The sequence below is a fragment of the Janthinobacterium sp. SUN206 genome (assembly GCF_030587305.1).
Classification (GTDB): domain Bacteria; phylum Pseudomonadota; class Gammaproteobacteria; order Burkholderiales; family Burkholderiaceae_D; genus Janthinobacterium; species Janthinobacterium kumbetense.
In genome coordinates, this window is sequence record NZ_JAPWIB010000001.1 from 2,633,946 (window position 1) to 2,647,592 (window position 13,647).

The following is a 13,647-nucleotide window of genomic DNA, read 5'->3' on the forward strand; positions in this document are numbered from 1 at the left end:
ATCAGCGCCCCAGGCGGAAATTCACACTATCGGGCCGCCCCGGCAGGTGCAGGCGCGATTGTGCGCGGGGCGATTCGCTGACGATTTTCCCGCGCCGCAGCACCAGGCGCCGCGCCGCGCGCAGGCGCAGCGCTTCCACCGTCGAACTGCAATCGAGGATCAGCAAGTCCGCATGGCAGCCGGGCGCGATGCCGTAGCCTTCGAGACCGAGGATGCGCGCCGGCGTCTCCGTCACGGCCAGGAAGCAGTCGTGCATCGCTTGCTGGCCCGTCATCTGCGCCACGTGCAGTCCCATGTGCGCCACTTCCAGCATATCGCCCGAACCGAGGCTGTACCACGGATCCATCACGCAGTCGTGGCCAAAGGCGACGGGAATGCCGGCGGCCAGCATCTCGGGCACGCGCGTCATGCCGCGCCGCTTCGGATACGTATCGTGGCGCGCCTGCAGGGTGATGTTGATGAGGGGGTTGGCGATGGCCGCCACGCCCGCCTCGCGGATCAGCGGCAGCAGTTTGCTCACATAATAATTGTCCATCGAATGCATGGACGTCAGGTGCGACCCCGTCACCCTGCCCTGCATGCCAAGGCGCTGGCTGTGGAAGGCCAGGGTTTCGATGTGACGCGACAGCGGGTCGTCCGACTCGTCGCAATGCATGTCCACCATCAGGCCCCGTTCGCAGGCAAATTCGCACAGCAGGCGCACGGATTCCGCGCCGTCGGCCATGGTGCGCTCGAAATGCGGGATGCCGCCCACCACGTCGACGCCCATGGCGATGGCGCGCTTCAGATTGTCGAAGGCGCCGGGGCTGCGCAGGATGCCATCCTGCGGGAAGGCCACCAGCTGCAAATCCAGATACGGCGCCACCTGGCGTTTCACGTCGAGCAGCGCTTCGACGGCCAGCAGGCGCGGGTCGCAGATGTCCACGTGCGAGCGGATGGCCAGCAAGCCGCGCGCCACGGCCCAGTCGCAATACTGCAAGGCGCGGTCCACCAGCGCCTGCTGCGTCAATTGCGGCTTCAATTCGCCCCACAGGGCGATGCCTTCGAGCAAAGTACCGGAGGCGTTCACGCGCGGCAGGCCATAGCTGAGCGTGGCATCCATGTGGAAGTGGGCGTCGACAAACGGTGGCGTGACCAGGTCGCCGGCGGCGTCGATCTCTTGCGCGCCCGTCACGGGCAAGGCGGGGCCGACGGCGGCGATGCGGCCGCCCTCGATGGCGATATCGATGGCGCGGCGCCCGTCGGGCAGGCTGGCATTGCGGATGACTAGGTCCATGCGGACACTCCTTCGGTTGACTGCGGTACCTGGTGCTTCCAGTGCATTGTCATCTTATTTCCTCAAGGATGCTGCAGTGCACGAATATACTCACTGGCAAAAGCGTAGCCATAGATTCCATGACAACGCTTTGCGCACGCGCAAACTTTCTGCAAATGCTGCCAGGCGCATGAATACAGCCAGCCCGTGGCAAACATGCGGCGCACGCCCTTGAGAAAATAGCTTTCAACTAACTCGAATCACCGCTAGAATATTCATATTGCGTTGCATCATAAAAAGTCCATGATCAGCTTTTAGCGCGCTACCCACTTTACAAAACGCGGCCAACTCTGGTTTTCGGGATTTTGCAGAGCGTTTTGCCAGCATTTTAATCCGTACAAAGGAGTAAATATGTTTCCGCTTCCTGAACAATTTTCCAGCGCCGCCAAGTCGCAACTGGAAAACCAGCTGCAAATCTTCAGCACCCTCACCAGCAAAGTCTTTGAAAGCGCCGAGAAAATCATCGCCCTGAACCTGAATGCAGGCAAGGCCGCCCTGTCGCACACGGCGGAAACGGCGCAGCACCTGCTGGAAACGCAGGATCCGCGCGACTTCTTCAGCTACAGCACCAGCCAGGCCCAGCCGAACATCGAAAGCGTGCTGGCCTACAGCCGCCAGCTGTTCGGCATCGCCTCGAGCACCCAGGCTGAATTGCTGGCCTCGGCCAAGGCCCGCCTCGATGCGGTCGCCCCTGCCATCGCTCCCGCGCCTGCAGCAGCCAAGCCCGCGCTGGCCGCCGTACCTGCGCCTGCAGCGGCACCTGCCCCCGTTGCCGCCAAGCCTGCAGACGTGGTCAAGCCTGCCGCCAAGGCAGCGCCAGCCCCCGCACCAGTCGCCGCGCCGGCAGCCAAACCGGAAGCGGCGCCTGCCAAGGTTGCCGAGAAGATTGCCGACAAGCCTGCCGTGAAAGCGGTCGAAGCCAAGCCGGCAGCCAAGCCTGAAGCGGTCAAGCCCGCACCGGCGCCCGTCGCCGCGCCAGCGAAAGCCGCCGCGCCCGCACCGGCCAAGCCGGCCGCGAAACCATTTCCTACAAGCAAACCGGCCGCCAAGCCAGCCAGCGCCGCCGGCAAGACCGTGGCCAAGGCCGCCGTGAAGCACGCCCCTGCGCCAGCCGCCAAGCCGGCAGCCAAGGTTGCGCCTAAGGGCACGCCATCGAAACAGCTCGACATGCTGGGCGGCAAAGGCAGCGGTCGCAAGTAAGCCTCGCGCACGGCACTGATGCAGCAAAACAACGGGCTACGGCCCGTTTTTTGCGTGCCCGCCCACAGCGCGCTTTTCCGCCTTGTTGTATCCTACGCGTACTTTCCGTCCGCGTGCCCGTCCTTCCGCCCCGCGACACCCCATTATTCAAAACAAAAGGTAACCATGAGTTTATCGAGGCTCATCGCCGGCTTCGTGCGTCAGCATTGGCCGGCGTATGCCGCCGCTGCCGTCATGCTGACAGGCGTGGCAACACTGACCGTCTGGATCCCGCGCCGCGTGGGCGCCATCATCGACGCCCTGGCCGCACACCGCATGACGGCGGCCGAACTGTGGCTTGAGCTGCTGACCCTGCTCGCCGTGGGCGTCGTCATTTACTTCCTGCGCGTGGGCTGGCGCATCACCCTGTTCAAGGCCGCCTACCAGCTGGGCGTGATGCTGCGCACGCGCTTCTACACGCGCATGTCGCAGCAGGGCGCGTCGTTTTACCAGAACCAGCGCACGGGTGACCTGATGGCGCTGGCGACGAACGACATCGACGCCATCGAAATGGCCGCCGGCGAAGCCATGCTGGCCGGCTTCGACGGCACCCTGACCCTGCTGATGGTGCTGGGCATCATGCTGCTGGGCGTGGACTGGCGCCTGGCCTGCATCGCCCTCCTGCCCTTCCCGCTGATGGGACTGGCCTTCTGGCGCATCTCCAGCCATATCCACACGGCGTCGACGGATTCGCTGAAACGCTTTTCCGCGCTGAACGACCATGTGCAGGAATCGCTGTCGGGCGTGCGCACCCTGCGCGCGCTGGGCCTGGAAGAGCGCAGCAGCAAGCAGTTTTCCACCCTGGCCGGCCACGCGGCCAACGCCAGCCTGACGGCGCAGCGCTGGGAAGCGGCGTACGAGCCGGCCGTCGGCCTGACCCTGACGGCCGCCACGGCGCTGACCCTGGGCCTGGGCGGCTACCTCGTGTGGCAAGACCAGCTGACCATCGGCGCGCTGACGAGCTTTTCCATGTACCTGGGCCAGCTGATCTGGCCCATGTTCGCCGCCGGCTGGGTGCTCTCGCTGATCGAACGGGGCCGCGCCGCCTGGCAGCGCCTGCAGCCGATGCTCGATGCGCCGCTGGCCATCGACGACCATGGCACTATTGATACGCTGACGCCCGGCCCCCTGCAATTGCAGGACATCGGCTTTGCGTACACAGGCCAGACGGCGCCCGCGCTGTCCGGCATCTCGCTGCGCCTGCAGCCGGGCCAGACCCTGGGCCTGGTGGGCCCCACGGGCAGCGGCAAGTCGACCCTGCTGCGCGTGCTGCTGCGCCAGGTCACGCCGCAATCGGGCACGGCCACGTGGAATGGCCAGCCGCTGGACGCCTACACCCTGCATGCGCTGCGCGCGGCCATCAGCTGGGTGCCGCAGGAATCGTTCCTGTTCTCCGCCACCATCGCCGACAATATCGCCCTGGCCCGTCCCGGCGCCACGCGCGAGGAAGTGGAACGGGCGGCGCAGCTGGCCGACATCCACGACGATATCCTGCAATTCCCCGACGGCTACCAGACCCACGTGGGCGAAAAGGGCATCACCCTGTCCGGCGGCCAGCGCCAGCGCGTGGCGATCGCCCGTGCCCTGCTGGCCGACAACGGCTTGCTGCTCTTGGATGATGCGCTGTCGGCCGTCGACACGGGCACGGAAACGCGCATCCTGCAGCACCTGGAAGAATTGCGCGCGCGCCGCCCCGAGCGTAGCGCCATCATCGCCAGCCACCGCCTGAGCGCCGTCGTCAACGCCGACCTGATTTTGGTGCTGCGCGACGGCCACGTGACGGAAACGGGCAACCACGACGCGCTGATGCAGCGCGACGGCTGGTATGCCAGCCAGTGGCGCTATCAACAACTGGAGGCCAGCCTCGATGCCATCTAAGAACGACCACGCCGCCACCGCCACGCCATCCGTGCGCCGCCAGGCCGCGCAAGCCATCGGCCTGCTGCGCCGCGCCGCCGCGCCCGACCTGCGCCACCTGTACTGGGCCACGTTCTGGCTGATCCTCGCCGCCGCCCTGGAAGTGACGGGGCCGATTCTGGGCAAGGCCCTGATCGACCAGCATCTGCTGCCGCGCAACCTGGACTGGACGCGCATGTCGCTGCTGCTGGGCGGCTGCCTGTTGACGGGCTGGGTCGCTTCCGGCCTGCGCTATCTGCAGCTGGTGCGCCTGTCCGGCCTGGCCATGCGCTCGGTGCAGCGCCTGCGCGAAACCGTGTACCAGCACGTGCTGCGCCTGCCGATGAGTTTTTTCGACCGCGCCATCACGGGCCAGCTGGTCAGCCGCGTCACCAACGACACGGAGGCCGTGAAATCGCTGTACGTGCAAGTGCTGTTCGTCATCCTCGACAGCTCCATCGTGCTGGTCGGCACCATGGCCGCCATGGCCTTCCTCGACTGGCGGCTGATGCTGATCGTGCTGGCCCTGCTGCCGGCCGTGCTGGTCATCGTCTTCCTGTACCAGCGCTGGAGCGCGCCGGCCGTCACGCGCGCGCGCGCCCTGCGCAGCGAAATCAACGGGCAGATCGCCGAATCGATCGGCGGCATGAGCGTGCTGCAGGCGAATAACGCGGAAAAGCGCTTCGGCGCGCGCTTCACGGGCATCAACCAGGACCATTACACGGCGCGCATGCAGGAATTGCGCGCCAACGCCTGGCTGCTGCGGCCCGCGCTCGACATGCTCAACATCGTGCTGCTGGCCGTCGTCATCTTCAGCTTCGGCCGGCGCGAGATGGGCGCCGTCGAAGTGGGCGTGCTGTACGCATTCATCAGCTACATCGCGCGCGTGATCGAACCCTTGATCCAGATCACCATGCAGTTCAGTCAATTGCAGCAATCTGTGGTGGCGACGGCGCGCGTCTCGGCCCTGTTGGACGAAGCGCAGGCGCTCGAACACGCGCAGGGAAGGGAAACACCGGCCCTGCGGCAGGCGAAAGCGGGCGTCGACCTGCCCGCCGTGGACATTTCCCGCCTGACCTTCGCCTACGTGGAAAACCAGCCCGTGCTGCACGACCTGTCGCTGACCATCCCGCAAGGCGCCTTCTTCGGCATCGTCGGCCACACGGGCAGCGGCAAGTCGACCCTGCTCTCCTTGTTGCTGCGCTTCTACCCCGTCACGCAGGGCAGCATCGCCATCAATGGCGTCGCCCTCGACAGCATCGACAACGAGCATTTCCGCGCCGACGTGGGCCTGGTGCCGCAAGACCCCTTCCTGCTGGCTGCCTCGGCGCGCGAAAACATCGACATGGGCCGCGGCTACACGCAGCAGCAGATCGAGACGGCCGCGCACGCCGCGCATGCGCACGACTTCATCGCCGCGCTGGAGCACGGCTACGACACGCCGCTGGGCGAAGGCGGCTCGCGCCTGTCGTCCGGGCAGAAGCAGCTGATCGCGATTGCCCGCGCGCTGGCCGGCCAGCCGCGCATTTTGCTGCTCGACGAAGCGACGTCGCGCATCGATAGCCAGACGGAGCAGATCGTGCAGCTGGCCCTCAATGAATTGCGCGGCAAGGTGACCATCATCGCCATCGCCCACCGCCTGTCGACCATCCGCGAAGCCGACCGGATCATCGTCCTGAATCACGGCCGCATCACGGAAGCGGGGCCGCACGACGCCCTGATGCAGATCGAAGGCGGCCTGTACCAGCGCCTGTACCTGCTGCAGCAGCTGGCGCAGTAAGGGGGCATTGTCAATGCCTGCCGTGTGCACTTTCGCAAATTTCTGCGCACCGCATGATATTTCTTGATTGCAACAGAATATAATCTGTTCAAGACAGGTGGTCATTGCGGGAGCGGGACGTTGGCAGGCAGACAGAGACGGGCATCATGGCGAAAGGCGCATTGGCTGCTGGTACTGGCCTGCCTGCTGCCGCCCGCCGTCCATGCCCAGGCCGGCAACCTGGAGCAGCAGATTGCCGCCGTACGCGAGGATGGCCGCTTCGTGCCCGCGCGCGCCCTGCAGCGCCTGCAAGAGGTGGAAACGCAGGCGCGCAACGCCCCCCTGCCCGTGCGCGCGGAATTCCTGACCCAGCTGAGCACCGTCCGCATGCGCCTGGGGCAGAACGATCTCGCCATGCAGCTGGCCGAAGAGCTGATCGCCTACGCCCGCGCCAACAAGAATGACGTGGCGCTGGCGAAAGGCGTGCTCTGCAAGGCCTACATCACGTTTGCCCTGAACGAACGCCGCGCCTCGCACCTGCTGGCCTTCGAAGCGGAACGCATCGCCAACCGCACGGACGACCTGCCCGTGCGCGTGCAGGCGACCATCAGCGCGGGCCAGTCGTGGGCCGAGGAAGGTAATTTCCCGTTTGCACTGGCCAAGCTGCAGGCGGCCGTCGACCTGGCGCGCCAGAGCAACTCCCCCACCAGCCTGGCCGCCGCCCTGAATGCCCTCACCCTGCTGTACACGCAAATGCGCGAATACGACAAGGGCTTCGCGGTGCTCGATGAATTGCTGGCCGTATCCGGCACCCTGGCGTCGCCGGGCCGCATGGCGCAGGCGAAGAATACGGAATACGGGCTGGCGCTCGACGCGCAGCAGCCGCAGCGGGGCCAGCGCGCCCTGCTGGCGGCCCTGGCGCTGGAACGCCAGCTGGACGCGCGCGGCATGGTGGCCGTTACCCTCGTCAACCTGTCGGACAGCTACCTGAAGGAAGGCGACTACGTGCGCGCGCTGCGCTATGCGAATGAAGCCATCACGGCGGGGCGCCTGGTCAACAATGAACAGGTGGAGGCGACGGCGCGCCTGAACATCGGCCAGGCGCTGATCGGCCAGGGACGCCTGCAGGAAGGCAAGCAAAGCGTGGCCACGGGCCTGGCCTACTACGAACGCACGGCCAACCAGCCGGACATGCAGGCCGTGCTGCTGGAATACGGCACGGCGCTGGAAAAGGCGGGCGACCTGCGCGGCGCCGTGACAGCCTACCACCGCGAGCGGAGCATCTCGAACCAGTTGTTCGAGAAACAACGGCAAAAAGCCGTGTATGAGCTGCAAGAAAAGTATGAGGCGGAAAAGAAGCAGCGCCAGATCGAGCTGCTGAGCCGCGAAAATCAGCTCAAGAGCACGGAAATCGACAACCGCCGCCTGCAGCAGCGCGTGTGGTGGCTGCTGGCGCTGGTACTGGCCATGGCGTCCGCCATCGTCGGCTTGCTGTACCGCAAGGTGCGCCACGCGAACGTGCAGCTGAAGGTGAAGAACCAGGAACTCAAGCGCCAGAGTTCGCGCGACCCGCTGACGGCCCTGTACAACCGCCGCCATTTCCAGGAATTCATGCGCAGCCATGCGGGCAAGCCGCAGCCGGCCTACGGCGGCGCCGATGTCGTGGGCGCGCTGTTCCTGCTCGATGTCGACCATTTCAAGCACATCAACGACCGTTACGGCCATGCGGCGGGCGACCTGGTGCTGACGACGATCGCCGAAACCTTGCACGACGTGTTGCGCGAAACGGACATGATCGTGCGCTGGGGCGGCGAGGAATTCCTTGCCTTCCTGCCAGCCGTCGCGCGCGACGGGCTCGACGATATCGCGCGGCGCATCCTCAACGGCATGGCGGCGCAGGTCATCCACTACCAGGGGCAGGCCATCCAGGTGCACGTCTCCGTGGGCTTTGCGCCCTATCCGCTGGCGCCGCTGGGACGCCCGCTCACGTGGGAACGCAGCGTCAACCTGATCGACATGGCCTTGTACCTGGCCAAGGCGCACGGGCGCAACCGGGCGTATGGCTTGCGCGGTTTTCAGCAGGTGGAAAGAACGACCCTGGAAGCGGTGGAACAAGACCTGGAACGCGCGTGGCGCGACGGCTTTGTCGATTTGAGCGTGGTGCTGGGGGGAACGGACGGGGGCGATACTGCCGCTGCAGGCGCGGCGACGCAGGCCAGCCGGGCTGGCGCCAGCGATGGCGTGACCGCAGCGGCCGTCACCTGACGACCGCTGCGGGGAACGGACCGGCCGTGGCCGGCCCTGGCGATGTGATCGCGATGATTACTTGTGCGCGGCGTCCTGCATCTTTTCGCCCGCTTTTTCCACTTTCTTGCCGACGGCGTCGGCCGCTTCACTCATTTTCTTGTCGGCGTCAGCGGCGACCTGGTCCATCTTGGCGCCCGTATCGGCAGCGGCCTGGCTCACGGCAGCGTCAGCCTTGGTAGCGGCGGCCTTGATGTCGGCTTCAGCCTTGGCAGCGGCCGCGTCGATCTTCTGGCCGGCCTGTTCCGCAGGGCCTGCGGCGACATCGCTCTTCTTCTGGCAGGCAGCCAGTGCCACGACCATCATCCCGGCGGCGCACACGGTCATCCAATTTTTGCTTACTTTCATGATATTCCCTTTCATTGTTATCAAAAGACACAGATCAGTTCGCAATATACACCTGCCTAAAATTTTCTAGCGTGCGCTAACGCACATAAAAACACGCTTTTGTGGCGTAGTTGTAAGCAATGGTATCTTGATATTTTTTAGCCATGTTTTCCCTGCGCAGGACGGGGCGCCCGATAGCCATCCGTCAGAGTGTGCAGGAAGGCGATCACGTCGGCGATCTCCGCCGCGTTCAGGGCGGGCGCCTGGCCCGGCTGGCGGTCGAACGGCGCTTCCACGTTCACGTTCGCTTCCATTCCCGGCGGCATATCGTTGTATTTTCGCACCTTGCCGTGCTTATCTGCCGGATACCATTTTTGCGGCGCCGTGTCGCGCTGCACGTAAAAACGCAGCACCTGTTCCAGGCTGTCAAAGCTGCCGTTGTGGAAAAACACCTTGCGCAGGGCGACATTGCGCAGGGACGGCGTCTTGAAGCTGCCGCAATATTCCTTGTGCTGCGTCAAGTCGGTGCGGTCCGGGCCGCACAGTCCCAGGTCAAAGAACGCCGGGTCCGCATTGACCGGCAGCTTGCCGTTGCGCGGCACGCCGATATTGATCAAGCCGTAATCCGTAAATTGCGGGAAGGCGCCGCCGGCACTCACCTGGCTGATATGGCAGGAGGCGCAATTGCCCTTGCGTTCATCGTTGAACAGGGCCAGGCCGCGCGCTTCCTGCGGGCTCAGGACGGCCTGCTTGCGCAGCACGGCATCGTACTTGCTCGTGTAGGGGTAGAAGTCGGCCGGGCTTTCCTGGAACACTTCCAGCGACATCAGCGCCCAGCGCAGCGCCTGGCCCGGCTGCTCGAAAATATCCGCGCCATACGTCTGGCGGAACTGCGCCGCCAGCGGGCCGGCCCGCAGCTTGGCGACGACGGCGGCCCCGTCGCGGTTGCCCATCTCGCGCGGCGACAGCAAGGGCGCCAGCGCCTGCTCATGGCCGGACTGGGCACGGCCATCCCAGTTGCGCCCGCCCGTGGGACCCGCATCGACGCTGTCGTCGCCATCGTCGTCGTGATAGTGCTCGCTGAAGGCGGGCGCCGTCTGCAGATAGCGCAGCGAGGGCGCCGCGCGCGTGCCCGCATCCTTCAATTCCGGGCCGCCCAGCTGCACCGCCAGCGCATTCGGCGGCCCATACGCGTGTTCAGGACTGTGACAGCTGGCGCACGACATCTTGCCCGACACGGACAGGCCGGGCTCGAAAAACATGGCGCGGCCCATGGCCGTCATTGCCGCCACCGAAGGCTGGCGCTTCAGGCCCGGCGCGTAGGCCGCGGCCAGGTAGGCAGGCGCGGGGGCGGCCTGGGCTTCCGGCGGCGGCGCGGGCTGGCAAGCGGACAGCATGCACATGGCAAGCAGCAGAGGGGGTATCGTTTTCATCATGGGCTGGCAGCGTAGCAACGGCATGTGACAGCTGCGTGACAAAACCCCGCAAAACGTCATGTATCAAGTTCGTACATTACGTCATGTAACAGGCGCTGACATGTCACGCAGCTGACATATTGCCTGCCTAGCATGCGACGTTTTCCACCCAGAAGGCATGAACATGAACTTGCACGCAAAACCCTCCCTGCGGCCCCTGCCGTTGTTACTGTCGCTGGGCCTGGCCGCCTGCGGCAGCGACTATGCGATCACGCCCGGCACCCAAGGCCAGGTGATCGGCAGCTACTATGAAAACGCCCAGGTGTGCCTGGAAAGCGCCACCGCCAAGCTGACGTGCGACAACGCTTCCGCCACCGTGCGCACGGCCGCCGACGGCAGCTACACGCTGGACGGCCAGGGCGCCGTGCTGGTGACCATCGGCACGGACGCCATCCGCCATGAAGCCATCGGCGACAGCGGCAGCAAGGTGACGCAAAAACTGCTGCTGCGCGCTCCCGCCGGGCACAGCGCGTTTGTGAGCGCCCTGTCGACGGAACTGGCGCAAGTCATGGATGGCAACGGCGGCGACTTTGCGGCCGCCAGCAGCAAGCTGGCCGCGCGCCTGGGCGTGTCGGAAGCGGGCCTGGCGTCCGACTTCAACAAGGCCAGCGGCGACGAACTGGCGAAACTGAAGGCGGAAAACGCCAGCGTGACGGCCTTGATCGCCAGCGCCAGCGCGCAAGCGGCGCCCGCCGACGCGCTGGCCGCCCTGAACGGCGCCCTGGCGCTGAACAATATCCAGACCATCGTCGTCATCTACGCGGAAAACCGCGGCTTCGACAATCTGTACGGCCTGTTCCCGGGCGCGAACGGCGTGCCGGGCGTCAATCCCACGTCGACTTCCGCCTACGTGGCGCAGAAAGACTACGACGGCAGCACCCTGCCCGTGCTGCCGCCCACCTGGGGCGGCATGACGGCGGCAGGCCAGAGCACCGTCATCACCCAGGCGCAATCGGCCAACCTGCCGAACAAGCCGCTCCAGATCGACGACGCCGCCAGCCCCCTGTACTTGCCGCAATCGGTGATCACGCGCGACCTCGTGCACCGCTTCTACAACAACCAGATGCAGATCAACGGTGGCGCCAACGACAAGTTTACGGCGTATTCCGATGCCGGTGGTTTGAGCATGGGCTATTACGACGGCAGCAAGATGCAGCTGTGGGACATCGCCAAACAATATGCGCTGGCCGACAACCTGTTCATCGGCGCCTTCGGCGGCTCCTTCCTCACGCACCAGTACCTGATCTGCGCCTGCGCGCCCACCTATCCGAACGCCGACACCTCGGTGGCCAAGGGTTCGATCGCCAAGATCGACGTCGATGCCAAGGGCAACTTCCTGCGCCTGACGCCGTCCGCCACGGCGCCGGGCACCGTCCTGAACGGCGCGCCCGCGTATGCCAATGACGGCGCGCTGACGCCGGCCGACAGCACGGGCATGTTCTATGCCGTCAACACCATGCAGCCGCCGTTCCAGCCCAGCAGCAACGCCCCGGCGTCCGGCGACAGCAGCAAGCTGTATGCGGACACGGGCAAGGCCACCACCCTGCCGCAGCAGACGCAGACGAATATCGGTGATTTGCTTTCAGGCAAGAACATCGACTGGGCCTGGTATGCGGGCGCCTGGAAAGACACGACGGCCCTGGCCACGGCCAGCGCGCGCGCCGGCAGCTTCCCGAATCCGCCGAACTTCCAGTTCCACCACCAGCCCTTCAATTACTTTGCGAATATGGACCCGGTGAAGGCGCCCGCCTACCGCGCCGCCCACCTGCGCGACTTCGACAGCCAGTTCCTCAGCGATGCCAGCGCCGGCAAGCTGCCGCCCGTGACCTTCTACAAGCCGCAGGGCAACCTGAACCAGCACGCGGGCTATGCCAGCGTGGCCGACGGCGACGCGCATATCGCCAGCGTCATCGCCCAGTTGAAGAAAAGTCCGCAGTGGAAGAACATGCTGGTCATCGTCACCTACGATGAAAACGGCGGCTTTTACGATCACGCGGCGCCGCCGAAGGGCGACCGCTGGGGTCCCGGCACGCGCGTGCCCGCCATCCTCGTCTCGCCGTACGTGAAAAAGGGATTAGTTGATCATACGCAATATGATTCGGCTTCCATCCTGCGCGCCATCACGCACCGTTTTGCATTGCCCGTGCTCGATGGCTTGAGCACGCGCGACAAGGCGCTGGTGGCCAACGGCGGCAAGCCGATGGGCGACTTCAGCGCGGCGCTGGCGCTGGTGCCACAAGAGTAATCGCGCCCGCCGACAGGCGCGACGCCCGCACGGCCTGGCCGCGGCGGGCGTTTGACAGCCTGGCGCTACTGGCCCGGCACCGCATCGAGCAGCGAACGCTCGAGCAATTGCGACAACGCCGTGCGCAGCGTCTGCGTGCGCGCCGCCAGTTCCGGCCGCTTGTAGCGTTCGGCGGCGATCAGGCTGTTTTCCAGGCAGACCCGGTCCGAACGCGCCAGGCAGGCGTCGGCCAGGTCGAGCTGGGCGCTGGCCAGCGCCACTTTCACCTTGGCATCGAGTTCCAGGGTGTCGGGATCGTCGCCCCAGCGCTTGACGTGCGCGGCCAGGCGCGTGGCGGCCACGTCCGGCTTGCCCGCATCGAGGGCCTGGTTGACGCTGCCTTGCAGCGCCAGCCACGCCTGTGCCCGCTGCTGTTGCCTGTCGCAGGTGGCGGCGGACTTGGTGATGCTTGCCTGCAAGCGTTTAAGCTGCGCGGCAGGCGCCTTGGCGCTTTTCAGCACGGCCAGCGCGCTGCGCGCCCCATCCAGGTCGCACTGTGCCGCCAGCGCCGTGGCGGCCTCGACCTGTTCCGCCACGCTGGCCGGCTTGTCGGCGGGCTTGTTGAAGAACCAGATACCCGTCAGCACCGCCGCCGCCGCGATCCACGTGCGCAGGCGCACGGGCGGGCGCGGTGGCGGCACCGAACCCTTGACGGCCGGTTTCGCGGGCGGTGCCTTGGCCGGCGCGGCAGGCGCTGGCGGGACGGGCTTGGGCGCGGGTGCGGACTGCGGCGCGGGCTGCGGCATGGGAGCAGGCGCAGGCGTGGGAGGCGCGACGGGCACGGGCGGCGGCATGCGCGGCACCGGCGGCGGCACCACGGCTTTCTCCAGAACAGGCGCTTGCGCTATCTGGCCCGCGCCGCAAAACGGGCAATGCGCCACGCGCAGCGGCAAGGTCCGGCCGCAAGCGGCGTTGATGCAAACGTCATTCACTGTTTCAAGCACATTCCAACCTTTTCCTGGAGTCATTCCACTGCGTTCTGCCGCAATATTACCTTACGCAAGCACGGCAACGGCGCAACGGCGCCGTGTTTCATGGCCTTGATACC

Annotated in this window: 9 protein-coding genes; 5 read left to right on the top strand and 4 right to left on the bottom strand. The window is 65.9% G+C overall.

Annotated elements, in window-relative coordinates:
- Position 1 precedes the first annotated feature (1 nt).
- Entirely contained in the window at positions 2-1,276 is a 1,275-nt protein-coding gene (locus O3300_RS11895) for an amidohydrolase family protein (RefSeq protein ID WP_305053008.1), read from the bottom strand.
- Between the two features lie 390 nt (positions 1,277-1,666).
- Between O3300_RS11895 and O3300_RS11900 the strand changes: the two genes are divergently transcribed.
- The 4 genes from O3300_RS11900 to O3300_RS11915 all read left to right on the top strand — a co-directional run bounded on the left by O3300_RS11900 (position 1,667) and on the right by O3300_RS11915 (position 8,474).
- Complete coding sequence (locus tag O3300_RS11900; protein ID WP_305053009.1) at positions 1,667-2,515, top strand: phasin family protein; 849 nt, start codon at positions 1,667-1,669, stop codon at positions 2,513-2,515.
- A 165-nt stretch (positions 2,516-2,680) separates the two neighbouring features.
- Entirely contained in the window at positions 2,681-4,432 is a 1,752-nt protein-coding gene (locus O3300_RS11905) for an ABC transporter ATP-binding protein (protein WP_305053010.1), read from the top strand.
- Positions 4,422-6,230 carry an ABC transporter ATP-binding protein gene (locus O3300_RS11910; RefSeq protein WP_305053011.1) on the top strand — a complete coding sequence of 603 codons (1,809 nt, stop codon included), beginning with the start codon at positions 4,422-4,424 and terminating at the stop codon, positions 6,228-6,230. The genes O3300_RS11905 and O3300_RS11910 overlap by 11 nt, the downstream gene beginning before the upstream one ends.
- Positions 6,231-6,350: 120 nt before the next feature.
- Positions 6,351-8,474, top strand: coding sequence for a diguanylate cyclase (locus O3300_RS11915; protein WP_369812277.1), 2,124 nt, complete (start codon positions 6,351-6,353; stop codon positions 8,472-8,474).
- A gap of 57 nt (positions 8,475-8,531) precedes the next feature.
- On the opposite strand, the gene O3300_RS11920 is transcribed toward O3300_RS11915, so the two are convergent.
- Positions 8,532-8,861, bottom strand: a complete 330-nt coding sequence (locus O3300_RS11920; RefSeq protein ID WP_077408123.1) for a hypothetical protein — start codon at positions 8,859-8,861, stop codon at positions 8,532-8,534.
- A 137-nt stretch (positions 8,862-8,998) separates the two neighbouring features.
- A complete protein-coding gene (locus tag O3300_RS11925; protein ID WP_305053153.1) occupies positions 8,999-10,273 on the bottom strand; it encodes a cytochrome-c peroxidase in 1,275 nt (424 codons plus the stop codon).
- 166 nt (positions 10,274-10,439) lie between these two features.
- Here O3300_RS11925 and acpA point away from each other — a divergent pair, with 166 nt between their 5' ends.
- Positions 10,440-12,560, top strand: a complete 2,121-nt coding sequence (gene acpA / locus O3300_RS11930) for an acid phosphatase (RefSeq protein ID WP_305053012.1) — start codon at positions 10,440-10,442, stop codon at positions 12,558-12,560.
- Between the two features lie 65 nt (positions 12,561-12,625).
- Here acpA and O3300_RS11935 read toward each other — a convergent pair whose 3' ends face one another.
- Positions 12,626-13,543 carry a hypothetical protein gene (locus O3300_RS11935; protein WP_305053013.1) on the bottom strand — a complete coding sequence of 306 codons (918 nt, stop codon included), beginning with the start codon at positions 13,541-13,543 and terminating at the stop codon, positions 12,626-12,628.
- Positions 13,544-13,647 lie beyond the last annotated feature (104 nt).

What these genes read in the sequence shown, in the direction of transcription:
- O3300_RS11920 (WP_077408123.1), bottom strand. Translation starts at nt 8,861, where the DNA reads ATGAAAGTAAGCAAAAATTGGATGACCGTGTGCGCCGCCGGGATGATG.
- O3300_RS11895 (WP_305053008.1), bottom strand. Translation starts at nt 1,276, where the DNA reads ATGGACCTAGTCATCCGCAATGCCAGCCTGCCCGACGGGCGCCGCGCC.
- O3300_RS11910 (WP_305053011.1), top strand. Translation starts at nt 4,422, where the DNA reads ATGCCATCTAAGAACGACCACGCCGCCACCGCCACGCCATCCGTGCGC.
- O3300_RS11905 (WP_305053010.1), top strand. Translation starts at nt 2,681, where the DNA reads ATGAGTTTATCGAGGCTCATCGCCGGCTTCGTGCGTCAGCATTGGCCG.
- acpA (WP_305053012.1), top strand. Translation starts at nt 10,440, where the DNA reads ATGAACTTGCACGCAAAACCCTCCCTGCGGCCCCTGCCGTTGTTACTG.
- O3300_RS11900 (WP_305053009.1), top strand. Translation starts at nt 1,667, where the DNA reads ATGTTTCCGCTTCCTGAACAATTTTCCAGCGCCGCCAAGTCGCAACTG.
- O3300_RS11925 (WP_305053153.1), bottom strand. Translation starts at nt 10,273, where the DNA reads ATGAAAACGATACCCCCTCTGCTGCTTGCCATGTGCATGCTGTCCGCT.